Here is a 19,705-nt window from a genome sequence, read left to right as displayed (position 1 = left end):
GGCGCGGAATCGGTCGGCCACAGAAGTGCCCGGCGCGGACGCGCCAACCGCTGCGGGCGGACACCCCCCGACACGTCCCCTTCCCGCCGTACGCGTCTGACGGCCCGTCCGCCCCAGCTGCGGGCAGTCGTGCCGCTGGGGCGGCACGGGTGGGCGCCGGGCACCCCGGCAGCGCCGGACCCCGCGACCCGCCTCTGCCTCCGCACGCGCGCCGGGCACCCCGGCAGCGCCGGACCCCGCGACCCGCCTCTGCCTCCGCACGCGCGCCGGGCACCCCGGCAGCGCCGGGTCCCGCGACCCGCCTCTGCCTCCGCACGCGCGCCGGGCTCCGCGACCCGCCCCCGGCCCACAGCAACACCGTGCACCCCCCACCCGCGCCGCGTCACCTCACGCACCCTCCCCCCGCCAGGCCCGCAGCCGCGCATACGCCGCCACCCCGTCCGGCACCCACTCCCACTCCGAAAGCCGCCGCTCCACCTCCGCCTCCTCCAGGAAGGCCCACCACGCCACTTCCTCCACCTGCGGGGCCACCCGCGACGAGACGCGCACCTCGTACACCGCCGACCACCACGTCCGCCCGCCCCCGTCGTCGTACAGGAACTTGAACAGGAACTCCGGCCGCGCCAGCCCCCGCACCCCCAGCTCCTCCTCCGCCTCCCGCAACGCCGCGTCGTCGTAGGACTCGCCCGCGCCCACCACCCCGCCGACGAACATGTCGTACAGGGAGGGGAACACCAGCTTCGTCGGCGTGCGGCGGTGGACGAAGACGCGGCCGCGCGCGTCCCGGGCCCGCACGAACACGCAGCGGTGACGCAGCCCCCGCGCGTACGCGTCACCCCGCCGGGCCTGCCCGGTCACCCGGTCGTTCTCGTCGACGATGTCGAGGATCTCGTCAGCAGCGCTCATGCCCCCATCCAAGCAGCGGCCGACGAGGTCAGCGCCGTTGCAGGTCTCGCGCCGGCCCCCGCTCGCCCGTCCCCTGCGGCATCGCCGGATGCATCCCGAGCAGCACGATGCCCGTCACCACCGCCGCGAGACCACCCGCCTCCCACGCCAGCGCCCCGGCGTCGGTCCGCAGCCGGTCGCCGAGGAAACCGACCCCGCAGGCGATGCCCGCGAGCGGCTGAGCCGCCGTCAGGGCGGGCAGCGACCTGCGCAGCGGCGCCGTCTCGAACGCGCTCTGCACCAGGACGAGGCCGGTGACGCCGAGCACCAGCACCGCGTACGGCTGCCAGCCGGTCAGCAGTTCCGTCGCTCCGCCCGCCGAGAAGCGCTGCCCGCTGACCCGCGTCAGCGCGTCCTGCACCCCGTACACCAGCCCCGCGGCCAGCGCCAGCAGGGCCGGACCCCAGGTCAGCCGCGCCCGCCCGGCGCACGCCGTGAGCAGCAGGGCGAGGCCCAGCACCGCGCCGAAGATCACCCAGTGCCGCACGGGATCGGTCACCGCGCTGCCGCCGCGCGGCTCGCCCGCCACGATGAACGCGCTGACCCCGCCGGCCAGCAGCGCGAGTCCCGCCCAGCCCTGACGGCCCAGCGGCTGCCGGGTCTGTGCGCGGGAGAGGGCCAGGGCGAAGAGCAGGTTCGTCGCGAGCAGCGGCTCGACCAGGGTGATCTCACCACCGGCCAGCGCGATGGCGCCCATCACCATCCCGGCCACCATCAGCCCCGTGCCGCCCAGCCAGCGCGGCACCCGCACCAGGTCGAGCAGCAGCCGTGGGGAGAGGAAGTCACCCAGCGGGGCGCGCTGGGCGGCGTTTTGCTGGAGGACGAAACCGAAGCCCAGGCAGCACGCGGCACTCACGGCGAGAACCAGAACCAGAACCGACACGCTGCGTACCTCGATCGTCAGGCCGGGCCACGGGGTGCGTGAGAAACCGACTCTAGTGCGGGCGGGTCCGGTGTGCCGGGCGAGTGCCCGCATCCGGGTGGCCGGGGGCCTTGGTGCGGCGGTCAGTGCCACAAGTACCGCTGCAATAACGCGAGTTGACGCGTGTAACGACCCGGCGGGCCTTGACGCCAAGCCTTGGCTGCCGCTTTGCTGTGCGTGATCAGTTCATGGCAAACCGGCTACGACGACCTACCGGGTCGCGTGAGGAAGTTCCCGCGGTGCCCCCACCCCCGCCTCCCCTCGGCCGCGGCCGCAGACGCGCGGCACAGTCCTGCGACGAGGCCCTCGACGATGCCGAACTCGTCACCGCGCGGACCGCGTTGGCCCAGGGGCGCTGGCAGTCCGCCCGTTCCCTGCTCGTCCACACGGGTGACGACTGGGACCGTCGCGGTCACCGGGTCACCGTCCTTGCCAAGGAGCCCTACTGCGCCGCCTGGGCTCGCGAGTGGCTGCTCGCCGAGCCCGACTCCGCCGACGCCTCCGTCCTGCTCTCCCTCGCCCTCGTCCACCGCGCCCTGCGCGGAAAGGAGAAGCCCGGCAGGGCGCGGGAGGCCTGCCGGGACGCCGCCGCACTCGTGCCCGCCGATCCCACGCCCTGGCTCGGGCTGCTCCTGCTGGAGCGCGCGCTCGGCGCGGACGAGGAGGTCGTCCGGACCTTCGAGCAGGTGCGGGGCCGGTACGCCGACCACCACCACGCCCATCATCTGATGGTCGCCCGGCTCGCCGAACGCCGCGGCGACGGCGGCCCCGACCCGCTCCACGAGGTCTACGACTTCGCCAACTGGGCCGCCGAACAGGCCCCCGCCGACTCCCCGCTGGCGGTCCTGCCGGTGGTCGCGCACGCCGAGCGCTACCGGGTGCTGGCCGCAGCCGGGCACGAGTCCCCCGACCCGCAGGCGTCCGGCCACTGGGCCGGCCGCCGGGCCCGGCTGGTGATGAAGGCGGCCTTCGACTGGTGGCTTGAGTGGGAGCAGGACGACCACCCGCGCCGCCTGGTCGACCTCAACTTCCTCGCGCACGCCAAGTCCTGCGAGGGCCGCGGCGCCGAGGCCGCCGCCCTGTTCCACCGCATCGGCGAGCACCCCACGCCCGCTCCCTGGTCGTACCCGGACCGCGACCCGTACTCCGCCTTCCGCACCGCCCGCGCCGGCGCGCTGGGCACGACCTGACACCCCGACACCCACAGTGAGGACGGTCCCCCCATGGCCACGGGCAGTTCACGCACGAGCAGATCCACCGGCGACGGCGGCATCAGCACCTTCAAGGGGGAGGAGCGGGCGCTGCGCGCGGACCGGCTGGGCACCGGGGGCCTGCTCCTGTCCGTCCTCGCCGCCACCGCGCCCCTCATGGTGGTCGCCGGGGTCATGCCCACCACGTACGCGGTGATGGGCATCGTCGGGCAGCCGCTGCTCTTCGTGATCCTGGGCGTGGTGCTGATCCTCTTCAGCGTCGGGTACGCCGAGATGAGCCGCCACGTCCACAACGCGGGCGCCTTCTACGCGTACATCTCCCGCGGCCTCGGCGGCACCGCCGGCGCGGGCGCCGCCCTCGTCGCGCTGGTCGCCTACAACGCACTCCAGGTCGGCATCTACGGCATCTTCGGCTTCGAGGTCTCCGGCCTCCTCGCCACCTACGCCGATCTCGAGGTCGCCTGGTGGATCCCCGCGCTGCTGGCCGTGCTCGCGGTCGGCACGCTGGGCTGGCTGAAGATCGACGTCAACGCGCGCGTGCTGGGTGTGCTGCTGCTCATCGAGGTCGTGCTCGTCGTGGTGTTCGACATCGCCGCCGTCGCCGACCCGGGCGCCCAGGGACTGTCGCTGCACGCCTTCGACCCGGACACGCTGACCGGGGCCGGTGTCGGGACCGCGCTGTGCTTCTGCATCGCCGCCTTCCTCGGCTTCGAGCAGGCGCCCGTGTACGCCGAGGAGACCAGCCGCCCGCACGTCCTGGTGCCGCGTGTGATGTTCCTCGCCGTCGGCGGAGTCGCCGTCTTCTTCGCGCTAAGCAGCTGGGCTCTGACCGTCGCCACCGGACCCGACAGGATCGTCGGCACCGCGCAGGAACAGAGCGCGGGACTGCTCTTCTTCCTCACCGAGTCCCGGCTCGGCGGCACCTTCACCGACGTCCTGCACGTGCTCTTCGTGACCGGCATGTTCGCGGCCCTGCTCAGCTTCCACAACGTCGTCGCCCGGTACGCCTTCGCCATGGGCCGGGAGGGTCTGCTGCCCGCCGCCTTCGGACGCACCAGCGGAACCAGCGGCGCGCCCGGCACCGGCTCGCTGCTCCAGACCGCCGTGTCCGCCGTCGTGGTGGCCGGTTTCGCGATCGCCGACGACAAGCCGGCCGGCGACCCGACCGAGCCGGTCCTGCACCTGTTCACCTGGGGCGGCAACATCGGCGCCCTCGGCGTGATCGTGCTGATGGCCGCGGCCTCGTTCTCCGTGGTCGCCTTCTTCGTCCGCCGCGGCGCCGCCGGCGCCCAGGGCGTCCGCCTGGCGACCTCCGCCGTCGCGGGCGTCGCCCTGCTGGTGATCGCGGGGTACACCGTGAAGGACTTCGACGTCCTCGTGGGCGCCGGCCCCGGCTCGGCCCTGAGCTGGGCCCTGCCCGGCATCATCGGCCTCGCCGCGGCCGGCGGCCTCGTGCAGGGCCTGGTCCTGCGCGCCCGCGCCCCCGAGCGGCACGCCCGCATCGGCCTGGGCAACGAGGCCTTCCAGCTGGACAAGGCGGCCGGGGAGACCTCCTGAGCGGTACGGCACGACGACGGCGCCCGCCCCGGTGGACCGGGAAACGGGCGCCGTCGTCGTGCCGTGCGGGGCGCGGCCGGCCGCTATATCACCAGTGAGAGCAGCAGGACCAGACCGCCCGCGACCACCGAGATGATCGTCTCCATGACGGACCAGGTCTTGATGGTCTGGCCGACGTTCAGGCCGAAGTACTCCTTCACCAGCCAGAAGCCGGCGTCGTTGACATGGCTGAAGAAGAGCGAACCGGCGCCGATGGCCAGGACCAGCAGGGCCGCGTGGGTCGTCGACATGTCGGCCGCCAGCGGCGCGACCAGACCGGCCGCCGAGACGGTCGCCACCGTCGCCGAACCGGTCGCCAGCCGGATCGCCACCGCGATCAGCCAGGCCAGCAGCAGCGCCGGGATCGACCAGTCCTTGGAGATCTCCAGGATCATCTGGCCCACGCCGCAGTCGATCAGCGTCTGCTTGAAGCCGCCGCCCGCGCCGACGATCAGGAGGATGCCCGCGATGGGCGCGAGGCCCTTCTCCACCAGGCCCGAGACCCGGTCCTTGGCGAATCCGGCGGGCCGCAGCAGCGTGAAGATGCCCACGATCACGGCGGCGAGCAGGGCGATCAGCGGCGAACCGACGACGTCGAAGACGCGCTGCACCAGGTGGTCGGGGTCGTCGACGATGATGTCGACGAGCGCCTTGGCGAGCATCAGCACGACCGGGAGCAGGATCGTGGCGAGGGTGGCGCCGAAGCTCGGGCGCTTCTCCAGCGTCTCGGAGGCGCGCTGCGGGATCATGCGGTCGGGGGCGGGGACGTCCACCCAGCGGGCCGCGTACTTCGAGAACACCGGGCCGGCGATGATCACCGTCGGGATCGCGATCAGGACGCCGAGCGCCAGGGTCACACCGAGGTTGGCGCCGACCGCGTCGATCGCGACCAGCGGGCCGGGGTGCGGCGGGACCAGGCCGTGCATCACGGACAGACCGGCCAGCGCCGGGATGCCGATGCGCATCAGGGAGTAGTTGCCGCGCTTGGCGACCATCAGGACGACCGGGATCAGCAGCACGATGCCGACCTCGAAGAACAGCGGCAGCCCGACGACGGAGGCGATCAGGACCATCGCCCACGGCATCGACCGGATGCTCGCCTTGGCCAGGATGGTGTCCACGATCTGGTCGGCGCCGCCGGAGTCGGCGAGCATCTTGCCGAGGATCGCGCCGAGGGCGATCAGGACGCCGACGCCCGCGACCGTCGAGCCGAGCCCGGTGGTGAAGCTGGCGATGACCTTGTCAAGCGGAGCCCCGGCGAACGCGCCGAGCGCCAGCGTCCCGATGGTCAGGGACAGGAAGGCGTGCAGCTTGAACTTGGTGATGAGCAGGACGATGACGGCGATGCCCAACAGCACGGCGATGCCCAGCTGGGCATGGCCGGCCGAGGTGATGGGCTCGGCGGTGTCCGCTGCCAGCATCTCGACGCTGAGTCTGGTCACGGTGTTTCCCTTGCGGTGATGGGGATTCAGGGGGAGGCGAAGCCGTGCGCACCACGGGTGGCACGGCCCCGGGGGAGGTCGTGGGGGGTCGGCCCGCTACCGGGCCACGGGGTTACAGGACCGGATCGGGGAGGGCCTTCAGGGCGTTCGCCGCCCGTTCGGTGATCTCCTCGGGGCTGCCGGCGACGTCCACCGCGACCCCCGCCTCGTCCGGCTCCAGCGGCTGGAGCGTGGCGAACTGGGAGTCGAGCAGGGCCGTCGGCATGAAGTGCCCCTCGCGGTGCGACATCCGGTCCTCGATCAGCTCGCGGCTGCCCGTGAGGTGGACGAAGACGACACCGGGAGCTGCCGCCCGCAGCCGGTCGCGGTACGACCGCTTCAGCGCGGAACTGCTCACCACCCCGCCGAGCCCGGCCCGCCCGTGCGCCCAGCCGCCGATGGCGTCCAGCCACGGCCAGCGGTCCTCGTCGGTGAGCGGGGTCCCGGCCGTCATCTTGGCGATGTTGGCCGGCGGGTGGAAGTCGTCGCCCTCGGCGTAGGGAACGCCGAGCCGGGCCGCGAGCAGGGGACCGATGGTGGTCTTCCCGGTGCCCGCTACGCCCATGACCACGACGACATGGGGGGTGTGCAGTTGCTGCATCGCACTCTCGCTGTCTGCTGTCTTCGTCGACACGTGATGTCGACGCCACTGAAACTCATTAGGTACGACAAATTCAAGAGTCTGTGACATATAAGTCTGACTTTTTGTTCCCGTGACGCGCCCCGTACGCTGAGTGCATGAGCACACCGGGCCGGGGGCTGCACGGCCGCGTACTGGACACCCTCGGCCCCGCGATCACCGCGGGTGAATACCCTGCGGGCAGCGTCCTGCGCACGGACGAGATGGCACAGCGCTTCGAGGTGTCGCGCTCCGTGATGCGCGAGGCCGTCCGCGTGCTGGAGTCCATGCATCTGGTCGAGTCGCGGCGCCGCGTGGGCGTGACCGTCCTACCCGAGTGCGAGTGGAACGTCTACGACCCGCAGGTCATCCGCTGGCGCCTGGCCGGCGCCGACCGCCCGCGCCAGCTGCGCTCGCTGACCGTGCTGCGGTCGGCGGTCGAACCGGTCGCGGCGGGACTGGCCGCCAGGCACGCCACCGCGGAGCAGTGCGCGGAGCTCACCGAGTGCGCGCTGGGCATGGTGGCCAACTCACGCGGCCACAAGCTGGAGGGGTACCTCTTCCACGACGTGGCCTTCCACCGCGTCATCCTGACCGCGTCCGGCAACGAGATGTTCGCCCGCCTCGGCGGCGTCGTCGCCGAGGTCCTGGCCGGACGCACGCACCACGACGTGATGTTCGAGGACCCCGACCCGGCCGCCGTCACCCTGCACGTCCGGGTCGCCGAGGCCGTCCGTGCCCGGGACGCCGAACGCGCCGAGCAGCTGACCCGCGAGATCACGGTGGGCGCGCTCCAGGAACTGGACATCCTGGCGCCGTAGCAGGCCCCGGGCCGACACGGTCTACGCGAGGAACTCCCCGTCGACGTACACCCACGCCCCGTCGACCCGCTCGAACCGGCTCCGTTCGTGCAGCGAGCCGCCGCGGTACGAGGCGCGGAAGGTGACCGTGCCGGTGGAGTGGAACGCGGACCCGTCGGTCGTGTCCAGGATCTCCAGCCCGGTCCACCGCATCCCCGGGTCCAGGTCGAGACGCGCCGGCCGCGTCCTCGGATGCCACGTCCGCAGCAGGTACCCCGCGTCGCCCCGCACGAAGGCGCTGTACCGCGAACGCATCAACGCCTCGGCACTCGGCGTGGACGCCGCCCCCGCATGGAAACGGCCGCAGCACTTCTCGTACGCCTCGGGCAGCCCGCACGGGCAGGAACGCGTGGTCATGGCGGCCATTGTGCCCGCTCGGGGCGCTGTCCCGGAAAAGCAGAAGACCCCTGCTCGACAGGGGTCTCAGCTGGTGTCCGAGGGGGGACTTGAACCCCCACGCCCGATAAAGGGCACTAGCACCTCAAGCTAGCGCGTCTGCCATTCCGCCACCCGGACAAGGTGTCTGTCGCGCGGGGTGTTCCCCGTGGCGACGACGTAAACATTACCAGGCTTTCGTGGGTGTCCGATCACCCCCCGCTCCGGCGTGAACGGCGTGTGACGGGCCGGGTCCGGTCTTGGGCCCGGACGGCCGGAGGGGGAGGATGAGGGAGACCCACCAGCAGTGACAGCGGGAGGAAGCACGTGAGCGACTCGGGCACGGCCAGGAGCGTCACCGGCGAGGACGAGGTCGTCGACCTCTGCCGCGAGCTGATCCGGATCGACACCAGCAACTACGGCGACCACTCGGGCCCCGGTGAGCGCAAGGCGGCCGAGTACGTCGCCGAGAAGCTCGCCGAGGTGGGACTGGAGCCGCAGATCTTCGAGTCCCACCCGGGACGCGCCTCCACGGTGGCCCGGATCGAGGGCGAGGACCCGTCACGGCCCGCGCTGCTCATCCACGGCCACACCGACGTCGTCCCGGCCAACGCGGACGACTGGACCCACCACCCCTTCTCCGGCGAGGTCGCCGACGGGTGCGTGTGGGGGCGGGGCGCGGTCGACATGAAGGACATGGACGCGATGACCCTCGCGGTCGTCCGCGACCGGATGCGCAGCGGGCGCAAGCCGCCCCGGGACATCGTCCTCGCGTTCCTCGCCGACGAGGAGGCCGGCGGGACGTACGGCGCCCGCCACCTCGTCGATCACCACCCGCACCTCTTCGAGGGCGTCACCGAGGCGATCAGCGAGGTCGGCGGCTTCTCCTTCACCGTCAGCGAGCAGCGCCGGCTGTATCTGATCCAGACGGCCGAGAAGGGCATGCACTGGATGAAGCTGACCGTGGCCGGCACCGCCGGGCACGGGTCGATGATCCACCGCGACAACGCCATCACCGAGCTGTCGGAGGCCGTCGCGCGCCTCGGCCGGCACACGTTCCCCGTCCGGGTCACCAAGACGACCCGGGCCTTCCTCGACGAACTGGGCGACGCCCTCGGCACCGAGCTCGACCCGGAGAACATGGAGGGGACCCTCGCCAAGCTCGGCGGCATCGCCAAGCTCATCGGCGCGACCCTGAGCAACACCGCCAACCCCACACAGCTGGGCGCGGGCTACAAGGTCAACGTCATCCCGGGCGAGGCGACCGCGCACGTCGACGGCCGGTTCCTGCCCGGACACGAGGAGGAGTTCCTCGCCGACCTCGACCGGATCCTCGGTCCGAAGGTGCGGCGCGAGGACGTCCACTCCGACAAGGCCGTCGAGACCACGTTCGACGGGGCCCTGGTGGACGCGATGCAGTCCGCGCTGGTGGCCGAGGACCCGGCCGCGAAGGCCATCCCGTACATGCTCTCCGGCGGGACGGACGCCAAGTCCTTCGACGACCTCGGCATCCGGGGCTTCGGCTTCGCGCCCCTCAAGCTGCCGCCGGAGCTGGACTTCGCGGGCATGTTCCACGGCGTCGACGAGCGCGTGCCGGTGGACGGCCTGCAGTTCGGCGTGCGGGTGCTCGACCGGTTCATCGACGCGTCCTGATTCGGCCCGCTGAAACGAGACTTCACCCTTCCCCGATATTCGACCGCGCGTGCGGGAGGTTACCGGGAAGGGTGAATGCGCTCATAAGCTCGTAGCCTCATTACTCCGTCCTCGTTACAGGTGATGCGATCGGCAATTTCGGATCGCCTTTGTCAACTAGGAGGAATAATGCTCAAGAAGGTCGTCGCCGCTGCGGTTGCCACCGGTGGTCTGGTCCTCGCGGGTGCGGGCATGGCCGCCGCCGACTCCGGTGCCCAGGGCGTCGCCGCCCACTCCCCGGGCGTCGTTTCCGGCAATGTCGTCCAGGTGCCCGTGCACGTCCCGGTGAACGTCTGCGGCAACACGATCTCCGTGATCGGCCTGCTGAACCCCGCCTTCGGCAACGTCTGCATCAACAAGTGACGTTGCGTCTCGCCCCGTGAGGGTCTGAGTCCGTCGGCCCCGGAGCGCGCCACGCGCTCCGGGGCCGACCGCCTTCGAGGCAAAGAACATCAGCGTGCATCAGCGTCGGAGACGACGGAATTCCCGGCGCTACGGGACTAGGGCAAGGCAGGGATTTCGAACATGCGACAGGTCACCCGCAAGGGCCTGATGACGATGGCGGCCGCCACCGGTGTGCTCGCCGCCGCGGGCGGTGTCGCCCACGCCGACTCGGGGGCACACGGATCCACTTCGAATTCGCCCGGCGTACTCTCCGGCAACACGGTGCAGGCGCCCGTGCACGTGCCGGTCAACGTCTGCGGCAACACGGTCGACGTCATCGGCGTCCTCAACCCGGCCATGGGCAACGCGTGCGCCAACCGGGGCGGCGACTCGTCCGGCGGATACGGCGACTCCGGCGGCCACGGCGGTGCGCACGCCGGCGGACACGCCACCGACTCGCCCGGGGTCGGCTCCGGCAACGCGGTGCAGGTGCCCGTGCACGTGCCGGTGAACGTCTGCGGCAACACCATCAACGTGGTGGGCGCCCTCAACCCGGCCACGGGCAACGACTGCGTCAACGGGGGCGGCGGCGACCACTCCACCCCGCCGGGTGAGCCGGGTAACCCCGGTGAGCCGGGCAACCCGGGCGAGCCCGGCAACCCCGGTAACCCCGGTAACCCGGGTGAGCCGGGAAACCCGGGCAACCCCGGCAACCCGGGCAACCCGGGTGAGCCCGGTACCCCGGGCAACCCCGGCGAGCCTGGCACCCCGGGCAACCCCGGCACCCCGGGTGACGAGACGCCGGGCGGCTCCTCGCACGTCAACCAGCCGGGCACCCAGACCGTCACCCAACCGCGGGGTGGCGCGCAGCTCGCCGAGACCGGCAGCGAGCTGCCGCTGGGCCTCGCCCTCCCGGTGGGCGCGGGCGCGCTGCTCGCGGGCACGGTGCTCTACCGCAAGGCGCGCGCCTCGGCCTGACGCGGCGGACCGGCACACGGAGCGGGCCCCGCACACCGGCGGGGCCCGCTCCGCTTCCGTCACCGGCGCCGGGTCGCCCCGGGCGCCGCCGGTCACCAGGTGGCCCGCACCTGGCGGATGATCCGCCGCCGCAGCCGCACCTTGCGACTGCCGTCGCGCAGCAGGCTCAGGCGGTACAACTCCCAGTGTCCGTACTCGGCGTGGTCGGTCAGCAGACGTGTCGTCTCCTTGCGGGAAACCCCGCGTGGCACGTACACGTCGACAAATTCGTATTCCGGCATCGCATCTATTGTGCGGGCTGGGGCCCGGTACGGATAGCGTCTGCACTATGTCTGATGCTGCGCAGCCCACCGCTGCCGAGGTACGCGCCGCCGCCGAGGCGGTCAAGACCGCGCTCGACCGCCACCTGGCCGCGGTCGAACGCCGGTCGGGGGAGGACGACCCGGCCGTCTACCAGGCGTTCAACGAGCTGGCCGCGGCCGCGGAGGTGTACGACGAACTGCTCTACGACCGTTACGACGAGGTGACCCCCTTCGAGATCCCCGGCGCGGACGAGACGCCGCCCTACACGGGCCCCGAGGAACCGAACGCGCTGAGCGTGCTCATCCGCCGCGACTACGCCGTGGCGGAACCGCAGCGGCTGATGGCACAGGCGCGGCGGATCGAGGCGGCCGACGACGTGGCGGCCGTGGGCGCGGACGTGGCCGGTACGGTCCACGGGGCGCTCGGCATCCTGTTCGGCGAGTTCGAGGCGGACGAGATCGCTTCCCGGCACAAGGAGTTCGGCCTGGAGGAGGGCGACTCCACGCTCTGGGTGACCGCCGCGGACGAGAGCGCCGAACCGGGCGAGTGGCTGGACGCACCGTTCGACCAGGTCGATCCCCAGCGAGTGGTCTGCCGCTTCGACGTCAGCGCGGTCTTCGACGACGAGTTCGACGACGATGACGATGACGAGGACGACGTCCCGGAACTCGTGGAGGACCTCGACACGGACCTGGACGAGGAACCGGACGACGAGACGGACGAGGAAGAGGACGGCGAGCCGCAGCGGCTGCGGGCGGACCGCTGAGCGGCGCCCCCACGCACGGCGGCGGTCACGGGGTACGTCCCCGCGACCGCCGCCGTCGCATGTGCCGCCGGGCGACCGCGCCCGGCCGGCTCAGCCGCTCACCGGGACCTGCGGAGCGAGCAGCGCCGGCAGCCGGGTCGTGCGCGGCTTGGCCTGCACCTCGGCAACGGCACGGGGCAGCGCCTGGTCCACGCCGTGCACCACGGACAGATGCCGGGCGGCCCGGCCGAACGCCGTGTAGACCCACGGGCGGCTCAGCGCCTGCGCGGCGTCGCCGGGCAGGACCACGACCACCGCGGGCCACCGGCCGCCGACCGCCTGGTGCGCGGTCAGCGCCCAGCCGTGCCGCACGGTCCGCTCCAGCCGCTCCTTCGGGACCACGACGGTCTCGCCCGCGCAGGACAGGTGCAGTCCGTCGGCGTCGGCCCTCACCACGCGGCCCGGCAGCGTACGGCCCGGCACGGGGGAGTGGACGACACGGTCGCCGGGGTCGAAGCCGCCGAAGCGGCCGGGGCCCGGGTTCAGCCGCTCCTTCAGCGCCGCGTTGAGCACGCGCGTGCCCGCGGCACCGCCGTGGCCCGGCGTGATCACCTGGGTCTCCTCGGCGGGGACGCCGATCGCGCGCGGCACCGAGTCCGCGACGAGCTGCACGGTGCGGTGCACGGCCTCGCCCGCGTCCCGCACGGGCACGATCACGACCTCCTTGCCGGGAGCCGCCACCTGGCTCAGCTCACCGATGCCGATGCCGGAGACCAGCTCGCCCAGCGGGCCCGGGTCCGGACGCCGCGAGGCGATCTGGGGACAGATCCGCGCCGCCAGCAGATCCGCGAAGACCCGCCCCGGACCCACGGACCACAGCACCCCCGGGTCGCCGGCCAGCACCAGCCGTGCCCCGTCGGGCAGTGACTCCGCCAGCAGGGCGCCCGTCTCGACGTCCACCTGCGGCGCGTCGAGTACGACGAGCAGATCCAGGTCCAGCGCGCCGTCCGCGTCCCGCCCGGGCCCCTCGGCGCCGGCCAGCAGCCCGGCCAGGGTGACGACGGGGGTGCCGTCCGGGACCGGGCCGTCCGGTGCGGGGGAGTCCGGGCGCGCCGCCGGGCGGTCGGCCGACAGGGCGGCGAAGCGGTCGCGGCCGAGCGGGCCGTGCGCGGCGGCCCAGGCACGCAGCCCGAGGCCCCGCGCGGCACGCAGCAGGGCCGCGGGTTCGGCCAGGGACGCCTCCCCGCCGGTGTGCAGGACCAGCCCGTGCCCCGCGACCGCCCGGATCAGGTCGGCGGCGGAACCCTGCGCGGACGCGGCGGCCCGCTCCCAGTCCTCCGCCGCCCCGTCCTGCTTCGGCACCGAGTTGACCAGCCGGGCCAGGCCGTCGGCGAGACTCTCCTCCGCGAGCGCGTACCGCTCCAGACCGACCAGGACCCGGACCGGACGTTCCTCGGCCTCGTCCGCGCCCTCCGTCCCCGCATCCACCGTGCCCGGGCGGGCGCCGGTCTCCTCCAGGGCGTCCTGGAAGACCAGGGCCTCACCCTCGGCGAGGGTGCTCTGTACGGCGGCGTCGGGATCCGGCACGCCCCGCTGGGCCAGCGCGGCCGTGAGCCGTGGCAGCTCCAGGGCCGTGTGGCCGGTCAGGGCCGCCTGCTCCAGCAGCCAGACGGTGATCGCACGTCCCCGCCGCTCGTCGTCCGGGCCGCACTCCGCGCCGAGCAGCGCCCGGGCGAACCCGTCGGCCTGCTCCGGCCGGACCCTGGCGACCCGGAGCAGCTGCCAGGGGTCGGCGCGCAGCGACTCCTCCGCCGCCTCGCCGAGCAGCGCGGCGGTCTGCGGCGCGAGCGTCTCGGGGGCGCCGCCCTCGGTCAGGACGCGCCGCACGGCCTGGACGCTCTCCGGCGCGGGTCCCGCGGGCACGGCGGCGGGCTCGGCCGGCGCCGGCTGCGAGCGCCGTACCGGCTCGGGGGCCGGGCGGCGGGGCGCGGGCCGGGGCTCGCCGAAGACCGTGGCGGCCGGCTTCTCGCCGCTCTCCACGGCGCGCACGGCGGCGAGCAGCTCGGCCGCCGTGCCGCTGAGCTTGGCCCCGCTGTCGATCCGCTGCTGCTTCTCAGCCTTCCGCCGCTCGATCCGCTCCCGCTCCAGCCGCTGGGCGGCCAGCTCGGCCTCGGCCTCCGACATCTGAGCCGCGGTGCCCTCCCCCGCCGCACCGGCGCCGTCCCCGGCCGGCTGCGCGTCTTCAGCGGCCGGCGGCTCGCCCGCCCCGGCGATCTCCCCGGCACTCGCCTCGGCCCCGGCGTCGTCGGGCTCCGGGGCCCGCGGCTCCTCGGCGGTCTCCGCGTCGGCGGACGGGACCCCGTCCATGGCGTCGTCGCGCTCGGCCTCCTGCGCGGTGCCCGGCGCTCCCGGCTCGGTGTCCACGGCGTCCGCGGTGTCCTCGGCGGGTTCGGGCTGCGTGCTCACAGCGTGCTCCAGTCGTGATCGGGATAGCGGTGCACGGGCGCCGACACGTCGTCGAGCGCCCGGCAGATCTCGTCAGGAAGACTAAGGGTCTCCACTGACAACGCCGCCGTGAGCTGCTGCGCGTTGCGCGGGCCGATGATCGGGGCGACCACCCCGGGCCGGTCCCGGACCCAGGCGAGGGCGACCTGCAGCGGGGTCACCGCGAGCCCGTCCGCCGCCGTCGCCACCGCGTCCACGATGTGACCGGCCGTGTCGTCCAGGTAGGGCTCGACGAAGGGGGCCAGGTGGTCCGAGGCGCCCCGCGAGTCCGGCGGCGTCGCGTCCTTGCGGTACTTGCCCGTGAGGACGCCCCGGCCCAGCGGCGATGAGGGGAGCAGACCGATGCCCAGGTCCAGCGCGGCCGGCAGCACCTCGCGCTCGACGCCGCGCTGCAGCAGCGAGTACTCCATCTGCGTGCTCGCCAGGCGGTTGCGCACACCCGGCGCCGCCAGCTGCCAGGTCGCCGCCTTGGCCAGCTGCCAGCCGCAGAAGTTGGAGACCCCGGCGTAGCGGGCGCGGCCGCTGCTGACCGCCACGTCGAGGGCGTGCAGCGTCTCCTCCAGCGGCGTGTGCGGGTCGAAGGCGTGCAGGTGCCACACGTCGACGTGGTCCGTGCCCAGCCGGGCCAGGGAGGCGTCCAGCGCGGAGAGCAGATGGCCGCGCGAGCCGTCGAAGCGGCGGTCGGGGTCCGGCACGCTGCCCGCCTTGGTCGAGATCACCAGGTCCCGGCGCGGCACCAGGCCCTCCATGAGCCGGCCGAGGAGATACTCGGCCTCTCCGTCGCCGTACACGTCGGCGGTGTCGACGAGGGTCCCGCCGGCTTCCCAGAAGGTCTTCAGGAGGTCAGCCGCGTCGTGCTCGTCGGTGTCCCTGCCCCAGGTGAGGGTGCCCAGCCCGATGCGGGACACACGCAGGCCGGTGCGGCCGAGATGCCTCTGCTCCATGAACGCCGACATTACTGGCCACGGCTTGCGCTGTGGGGGCCTGTGGACAACCGAATGCACACGCTAGGGTCGGGGCACAACAGACGTTACTGATCGGTAAGGGGAATCGGCCATGCAGCTCGGGATCAACCTCGGCTACTGGGGTGCCGGAATGGACGCGGACAACCTGGCCGTCGCCAAGGAGGCCGACCGGCTCGGCTACGCCGTGTGCTGGGCCGCCGAGGCCTACGGCTCGGACGCCGCGACGGTGCTGACCTGGGTCGCCGCCCAGACCGAGCGCATCGACGTCGGCTCGGCCATCTTCCAGATCCCCGCCCGTCAGCCGGCCATGACCGCGATGACGGCCGCCACCCTCGACTCGCTCTCCGGCGGCCGGTTCCGCCTCGGCCTCGGCGTCTCCGGGCCGCAGGTCTCCGAGGGCTGGTACGGCGTGAAGTTCGACAAGCCGCTCGCCCGCACCCGCGAGTACGTCGAGATCGTGCGCAAGGCGATGACCCGGGAACGGCTGTCGTACGAGGGGCAGCACTGGACGCTGCCGCTGCCGGGCGGCCCCGGCAAGCCGATCAAGCTGACCGTGCACCCGCAGCGCGAGCACATTCCGCTGTACATCGCCGCGATCGGCCCGAAGAACCTGGAGCAGACCGGCGAGATCGCCGACGGCGCCCTGCTGATCTTCCCGTCCGCCGACCACCTGGAGGAGACCGCGATCCGGCATCTGCGCGCCGGGCGCGAGAAGGCCGGGAAGACCCTCGAGGGCTTCGACATCGTCCCCACCCTGCCGCTCGCCCTCGGCGACGACAAGGACGTCACCACGCTCGCCGACACCTTCCGCCCCTACACCGCGCTCTACGTCGGCGGCATGGGCAGCCGCAAGCAGAACTTCTACAACCAGCTCGCCCAGCGCATGGGGTACGAGCGCGAGGCCGCCGAGATCCAGGACAAGTACCTGTCCGGCGACAAGCAGGGCGCCGCCGCGGCCGTGCCGCACGACCTGATCGACCGGACGACCCTGCTCGGCAGCGTCGACCGGATCGCGGACCGGATGAAGGCCTACGCCGCCGCCGGTGTGACCACGCTGACCCTCGCTCCCGCGGGCTTCACCCTGGACGAGCGGATCGCCTCGCTCCGCGCCGGCACCGAGGCCCTGGAGCGCGCCGGGCTCGCCTGACGCGCGACCGGTCGGCGACGTTCTGCGGCCGTGGTGGGGGCTCGGGGGGTCTTCCCCGCCACGGCCGTCACGCGGAACAACGCGTCCGCGCGCGTGGGGTTACGCACGCTCACGCGCGAGCCCTCCTTCTTTCGGCGGAGTTCCCCGTCGCACCTGTTGCCGTGTTCCGCGTCCCGCACTTGACTCGTTCTTTGCGGAACCCGCGGAACCCGCGGAGCCCTGCGGAGGCAGAGAGGTGCCAGCGATGCTTTCGGCCAAGAGTCTGTTCCAGGAGATCCTCGACAACGACGAGTCGTTCCGTCTGTTCTGCTCCATCGCCGCCAGCGGCGAGTCGCAGGGCGGCTGGGAGAACGCGCGCATCGCGGCGCTGGTACCGGAGAGCGAGCGCCGGCTCGCGCCCAAGATCACCCGGCACGGGGCGGACGAGGACAAGCACGGGCGGATCTTCACCGCCCTGCTGAAGAAGCGCGGCCTCGAACCCGTCGACGTGCCCCCCGACACCGACTACACGATGCTCCTGGAGCGGCACGGCATCGGCCTCGCCCACGAGAAGCTCAGGGCCGACCGGCCCCTGACCGTGCGGGACGTCATCACCTACCTCGCGCACAGCAGGGTCACCGAGCAGCGCGCGGCCGAGCAGATGGCGATGCTCCTCAAGCACTTCGCGGACTACCCCGACCTGGGGCGGGCCGTGCGCATGATCTCGGCCGACGAGGACAACCACCTCGCCTACTCCCACGAGGAACTGCTGCGCTACGCCGCCGCCGGACACGGCCGCTACATCCAGCGGACGCTGCGCGAGTGCGCGCACGCCGAGATCCGCGTCCACCGGGACGTCAGCCTCGCGGTGATGGCCCGCATGGGCCGTCTGCTCGGCTGGTCCCGGGCGAGGTCGGCGCTGCTCGCGGCGGGCATCCACGCGGTGTACGCCTACGAGCGGCTGGCCGGCTGGCGCCGGATGGTGACCCTGCGGACACCCGAGCGGCGCGACGCCCTCGGCGGACCCGCGACCGCGGCCCCCGAGCTCGCCTGAGGGTCCGGTACCAGGGGTGCCGCTCGGATCATGCCGCAGACGCGGGGTCTGCCACGCCCACCTGCGGCGTTGTCGTCACCGGCGCTGACGAAGAACCGCCGATGTGCTGCGTCCTGATCCGAACGACACCCCCTGGCCGCGCTACAGCCACCCCCGCCGCTTGAACGTCCGGTACAACAGCACTTCCAGCACGGCCATCACGACGATCACCGCCGGGTAGCCCCATACCCAGCGCAGTTCCGGCATGTGCTCGAAGTTCATGCCGTAGATCCCCGCGAGCATCGTCGGCACCGCGGCCATGGCCGCCCACGCGGAGATCTTCCGCATGTCGTCGTTCTGCCGGACGCCCGTCTGCGCCAGGTGCGCCGACAGGATGTCCGAGACCAGCCGGTCCAGGCCCTCCACCGACTCGTTCACGCGCGTGAGGTGGTCGTTCACGTCCCGGAAGAAGGGCCGGGCCTTGTCGTTCACGAACGGCACGGCGGCGCCGAACGCCCCCGTGCCGGCCAGCCGGGCCATCGGCGGCGCCAGCGGCCCGGTGGCGCGGCGGAACTCCAGGACCTGCCGCTTGAAGTTGTAGATCCGGGACGCGGTGTGCCGCGAGCCGCCGCCGTCCGGTGAGAAGACCTCCGCCTCCAGCTCCTCCAGGTCGGTCTGCAGCTCGACCGCCACGTCCAGGTAGTGGTCGACGGCGGCGTCCGCTATCGCGTACAGCACGGCGGTGGGGCCCTTGCCGAGCAGTTCCGGCTCGTGCTCCAGGCGCTGCCGCACGGCCTTCAGTGGGGAGCCCTCGCCGTGCCGGACGACGACCACGAACGCGTCGCCCAGGAACAGCATGAGTTCGCCGGTGGACACGATGTCGCTCTCCGGCTCGTACACCACCGGCTTGAGGACGACGAAGAGCGAGTCCTCGTACACCTCCAGCTTGGGCCGCTGGTGTGCCTTCAGGGCGTCCTCCACGGCCAGGGGATGGAGCCCGAATTCCTGTGCGACCAGGTCGAACTCCTCCTCCGTCGGCTCGTGCAGCCCGATCCAGACGAAGCCGCCCGCCTGCCGCGCCTCGCCGAGCGCGTCGGAGAAGTCCTCGGGCCCGTCCGTCCGGTGCCCGCCCCGGTAGATGGCACAGTCGACGATCACCGAACGCCTTCTCCCCTCGCCCCCGTCGCACCTCGCACCATGTCGTGCGCCTACCCTGGCCGCATGCCCACGCTGATCCTGGTTAGGCACGGACGTTCCACCGCCAACACCGAGGGGCTGCTCGCCGGCTGGACGCCTGGCGTCGCCCTCGACGAACGCGGGGCCGCGCAGGCCGCCGCGCTGCCCGGGCGGCTCGCCGGCCTGCCGCTCGCCGAGGTCGTCGCCAGCCCGCTGCAGCGCTGTCAGGAGACGATCCGGCCCCTGCTCGACGCCCGCCCCGGACTGCGGGCGCACACCGACGAACGTATCGGGGAGTGCCACTACGGCGACTGGTCCGGCCGCAAACTCGCCGAACTCAAGGACGAGCCCCTGATGGAGGTCGTGCAGGCGCACCCCTCCGCGGCGGCGTTCCCCGGCGGCGAGTCGATGCGCGCCATGCAGACCCGCGCCGCCGAGGCGGTACGCGAGTGGAACGCACGCGTGGAGCGCGACCACGGCGCCGACGCCGTCTACCTCATGTGCTCCCACGGCGACATCATCAAGTCCCTCGTGGCGGACGCGCTCGGCCTCCATCTCGACCTCTTCCAGCGCATCTCCGTCGAACCCTGCTCCGTCACCGCGATCCGCTACACCCGGCTGCGGCCGTACCTCCTCCGCCTCGGCGACACCGGTGACTTCGCCTCCCTGGCGCCGCGCGAGGAGCCCGCGGAGGGTGACGCCCCGGTCGGTGGTGGTGCGGGCGCACCGTGATCGTCGGCCGCAGTAGGGTGAAGCGATCGCAGTGCCCGCCCCCCGAATCCCGCTTCC

General features: G+C 72.9%; 19 protein-coding genes and 1 tRNA gene. 10 read left to right on the top strand and 10 right to left on the bottom strand.

The genetic code is table 11. The features are described 5' to 3' along the window. Window positions 1–387: 387 nt before the first annotated feature. Both ACIRG6_RS33385 and ACIRG6_RS33380 read right to left on the bottom strand, forming a co-directional pair. A complete protein-coding gene (locus ACIRG6_RS33385; RefSeq protein ID WP_318217879.1) occupies window positions 388–906 on the bottom strand; it encodes an NUDIX hydrolase in 519 nt (172 codons plus the stop codon). A gap of 28 nt (window positions 907–934) precedes the next feature. Further along, a complete protein-coding gene (locus ACIRG6_RS33380; RefSeq protein ID WP_364676863.1) occupies window positions 935–1,828 on the bottom strand; it encodes a DMT family transporter in 894 nt (297 codons plus the stop codon). Between the two features lie 278 nt (window positions 1,829–2,106). On the opposite strand from ACIRG6_RS33380, the gene ACIRG6_RS33375 reads away from it, so the two are divergent. Beyond that, on the top strand, window positions 2,107–3,057 hold the full coding sequence (locus ACIRG6_RS33375; protein ID WP_364676861.1) for a hypothetical protein: 951 nt from the start codon (window positions 2,107–2,109) through the stop codon (window positions 3,055–3,057). A 33-nt stretch (window positions 3,058–3,090) separates the two neighbouring features. Next, window positions 3,091–4,635: an APC family permease gene (locus ACIRG6_RS33370; RefSeq protein WP_364676859.1), complete on the top strand. Its 1,545-nt coding sequence runs from the start codon at window positions 3,091–3,093 to the stop codon at window positions 4,633–4,635. Between the two features lie 83 nt (window positions 4,636–4,718). Here ACIRG6_RS33370 and ACIRG6_RS33365 read toward each other — a convergent pair whose 3' ends face one another. Both ACIRG6_RS33365 and ACIRG6_RS33360 read right to left on the bottom strand, forming a co-directional pair. After that, window positions 4,719–6,116 (bottom strand): GntP family permease, encoded by a 1,398-nt coding sequence (locus tag ACIRG6_RS33365; protein ID WP_239769880.1) that lies wholly within the window; start codon window positions 6,114–6,116, stop codon window positions 4,719–4,721. A gap of 112 nt (window positions 6,117–6,228) precedes the next feature. Further along, the gene (locus ACIRG6_RS33360) at window positions 6,229–6,756 is read right to left on the bottom strand and encodes a gluconokinase (RefSeq protein WP_364676857.1); all 528 of its coding nucleotides are present in this window, start codon (window positions 6,754–6,756) and stop codon (window positions 6,229–6,231) included. Window positions 6,757–6,893: 137 nt separating this feature from the next. Here ACIRG6_RS33360 and ACIRG6_RS33355 point away from each other — a divergent pair, with 137 nt between their 5' ends. Then, window positions 6,894–7,595, top strand: a complete 702-nt coding sequence (locus tag ACIRG6_RS33355) for a FadR/GntR family transcriptional regulator (RefSeq protein WP_318217874.1) — start codon at window positions 6,894–6,896, stop codon at window positions 7,593–7,595. Between the two features lie 21 nt (window positions 7,596–7,616). Here ACIRG6_RS33355 and ACIRG6_RS33350 read toward each other — a convergent pair whose 3' ends face one another. Together ACIRG6_RS33350 and ACIRG6_RS33345 are read right to left on the bottom strand one after the other, a co-directional pair. Then, on the bottom strand, window positions 7,617–7,991 hold the full coding sequence (locus ACIRG6_RS33350) for a YchJ family protein (protein ID WP_364819781.1): 375 nt from the start codon (window positions 7,989–7,991) through the stop codon (window positions 7,617–7,619). Between the two features lie 71 nt (window positions 7,992–8,062). Next, a tRNA-Leu gene (locus ACIRG6_RS33345) sits at window positions 8,063–8,150 on the bottom strand. 186 nt (window positions 8,151–8,336) lie between these two features. Here ACIRG6_RS33345 and ACIRG6_RS33340 point away from each other — a divergent pair. The 3 genes from ACIRG6_RS33340 (at window position 8,337) to ACIRG6_RS33330 (ending at window position 11,063) form a co-directional block, all read left to right on the top strand. Next, window positions 8,337–9,662, top strand: coding sequence for a M20/M25/M40 family metallo-hydrolase (locus ACIRG6_RS33340; RefSeq protein ID WP_239769886.1), 1,326 nt, complete (start codon window positions 8,337–8,339; stop codon window positions 9,660–9,662). A gap of 168 nt (window positions 9,663–9,830) precedes the next feature. Further along, window positions 9,831–10,064: a chaplin ChpH gene (gene chpH, locus ACIRG6_RS33335; RefSeq protein ID WP_239769888.1), complete on the top strand. Its 234-nt coding sequence runs from the start codon at window positions 9,831–9,833 to the stop codon at window positions 10,062–10,064. Window positions 10,065–10,226: 162 nt separating this feature from the next. Next, entirely contained in the window at window positions 10,227–11,063 is an 837-nt protein-coding gene (locus ACIRG6_RS33330) for a chaplin (RefSeq protein ID WP_403325388.1), read from the top strand. A 92-nt stretch (window positions 11,064–11,155) separates the two neighbouring features. On the opposite strand, the gene ACIRG6_RS33325 is transcribed toward ACIRG6_RS33330, so the two are convergent. Continuing rightward, on the bottom strand, window positions 11,156–11,344 hold the full coding sequence (locus ACIRG6_RS33325) for a DUF5703 family protein (RefSeq protein WP_161163089.1): 189 nt from the start codon (window positions 11,342–11,344) through the stop codon (window positions 11,156–11,158). A 47-nt stretch (window positions 11,345–11,391) separates the two neighbouring features. Between ACIRG6_RS33325 and ACIRG6_RS33320 the strand changes: the two genes are divergently transcribed. After that, entirely contained in the window at window positions 11,392–12,132 is a 741-nt protein-coding gene (locus ACIRG6_RS33320; RefSeq protein ID WP_364676852.1) for a hypothetical protein, read from the top strand. Window positions 12,133–12,222: 90 nt separating this feature from the next. Here ACIRG6_RS33320 and ACIRG6_RS33315 read toward each other — a convergent pair whose 3' ends face one another. Together ACIRG6_RS33315 and ACIRG6_RS33310 are read right to left on the bottom strand one after the other, a co-directional pair. Then, window positions 12,223–14,478 carry a helix-hairpin-helix domain-containing protein gene (locus ACIRG6_RS33315; RefSeq protein ID WP_450152417.1) on the bottom strand — a complete coding sequence of 752 codons (2,256 nt, stop codon included), beginning with the start codon at window positions 14,476–14,478 and terminating at the stop codon, window positions 12,223–12,225. A 95-nt stretch (window positions 14,479–14,573) separates the two neighbouring features. Continuing rightward, complete coding sequence (locus ACIRG6_RS33310) at window positions 14,574–15,560, bottom strand: aldo/keto reductase (RefSeq protein ID WP_364819807.1); 987 nt, start codon at window positions 15,558–15,560, stop codon at window positions 14,574–14,576. A gap of 112 nt (window positions 15,561–15,672) precedes the next feature. Between ACIRG6_RS33310 and ACIRG6_RS33305 the strand changes: the two genes are divergently transcribed. Then, complete coding sequence (locus tag ACIRG6_RS33305; RefSeq protein ID WP_239769896.1) at window positions 15,673–16,728, top strand: LLM class F420-dependent oxidoreductase; 1,056 nt, start codon at window positions 15,673–15,675, stop codon at window positions 16,726–16,728. Between the two features lie 244 nt (window positions 16,729–16,972). Continuing rightward, window positions 16,973–17,761: a ferritin-like domain-containing protein gene (locus tag ACIRG6_RS33300; protein ID WP_403325380.1), complete on the top strand. Its 789-nt coding sequence runs from the start codon at window positions 16,973–16,975 to the stop codon at window positions 17,759–17,761. A 141-nt stretch (window positions 17,762–17,902) separates the two neighbouring features. Here the strand turns inward: ACIRG6_RS33300 and corA are convergent, their stop codons facing one another. Continuing rightward, complete coding sequence (gene corA, locus ACIRG6_RS33295; protein WP_350718993.1) at window positions 17,903–18,898, bottom strand: magnesium/cobalt transporter CorA; 996 nt, start codon at window positions 18,896–18,898, stop codon at window positions 17,903–17,905. Between the two features lie 63 nt (window positions 18,899–18,961). On the opposite strand from corA, the gene ACIRG6_RS33290 reads away from it, so the two are divergent. Further along, on the top strand, window positions 18,962–19,648 hold the full coding sequence (locus ACIRG6_RS33290) for a histidine phosphatase family protein (protein ID WP_318217866.1): 687 nt from the start codon (window positions 18,962–18,964) through the stop codon (window positions 19,646–19,648). Window positions 19,649–19,705: the final 57 nt, after the last annotated feature.

Source organism: Streptomyces flaveolus (genome assembly GCF_044765825.1).
In the GTDB taxonomy this organism is placed as follows: Bacteria; Actinomycetota; Actinomycetes; order Streptomycetales; family Streptomycetaceae; genus Streptomyces; species Streptomyces flaveolus.
Note: the sequence above shows the minus strand (reverse complement) of the source record. Positions and strands in the feature narration are given on the sequence as shown.

Bases quoted from the DNA above. Each gene is read 5' to 3' on its own strand.
- ACIRG6_RS33385 (WP_318217879.1), bottom strand. From the start codon at position 906: ATGAGCGCTGCTGACGAGATCCTCGACATCGTCGACGAGAACGACCGG.
- ACIRG6_RS33370 (WP_364676859.1), top strand. From the start codon at position 3,091: ATGGCCACGGGCAGTTCACGCACGAGCAGATCCACCGGCGACGGCGGC.
- ACIRG6_RS33360 (WP_364676857.1), bottom strand. From the start codon at position 6,756: ATGCAGCAACTGCACACCCCCCATGTCGTCGTGGTCATGGGCGTAGCG.
- ACIRG6_RS33355 (WP_318217874.1), top strand. From the start codon at position 6,894: ATGAGCACACCGGGCCGGGGGCTGCACGGCCGCGTACTGGACACCCTC.
- ACIRG6_RS33350 (WP_364819781.1), bottom strand. From the start codon at position 7,991: ATGACCACGCGTTCCTGCCCGTGCGGGCTGCCCGAGGCGTACGAGAAG.
- chpH (WP_239769888.1), top strand. From the start codon at position 9,831: ATGCTCAAGAAGGTCGTCGCCGCTGCGGTTGCCACCGGTGGTCTGGTC.
- ACIRG6_RS33330 (WP_403325388.1), top strand. From the start codon at position 10,227: ATGCGACAGGTCACCCGCAAGGGCCTGATGACGATGGCGGCCGCCACC.
- ACIRG6_RS33325 (WP_161163089.1), bottom strand. From the start codon at position 11,344: ATGCCGGAATACGAATTTGTCGACGTGTACGTGCCACGCGGGGTTTCC.
- ACIRG6_RS33320 (WP_364676852.1), top strand. From the start codon at position 11,392: ATGTCTGATGCTGCGCAGCCCACCGCTGCCGAGGTACGCGCCGCCGCC.
- ACIRG6_RS33315 (WP_450152417.1), bottom strand. From the start codon at position 14,478: ATGGACGGGGTCCCGTCCGCCGACGCGGAGACCGCCGAGGAGCCGCGG.
- ACIRG6_RS33310 (WP_364819807.1), bottom strand. From the start codon at position 15,560: ATGGAGCAGAGGCATCTCGGCCGCACCGGCCTGCGTGTGTCCCGCATC.
- ACIRG6_RS33305 (WP_239769896.1), top strand. From the start codon at position 15,673: ATGCAGCTCGGGATCAACCTCGGCTACTGGGGTGCCGGAATGGACGCG.
- ACIRG6_RS33300 (WP_403325380.1), top strand. From the start codon at position 16,973: ATGCTTTCGGCCAAGAGTCTGTTCCAGGAGATCCTCGACAACGACGAG.
- ACIRG6_RS33290 (WP_318217866.1), top strand. From the start codon at position 18,962: ATGCCCACGCTGATCCTGGTTAGGCACGGACGTTCCACCGCCAACACC.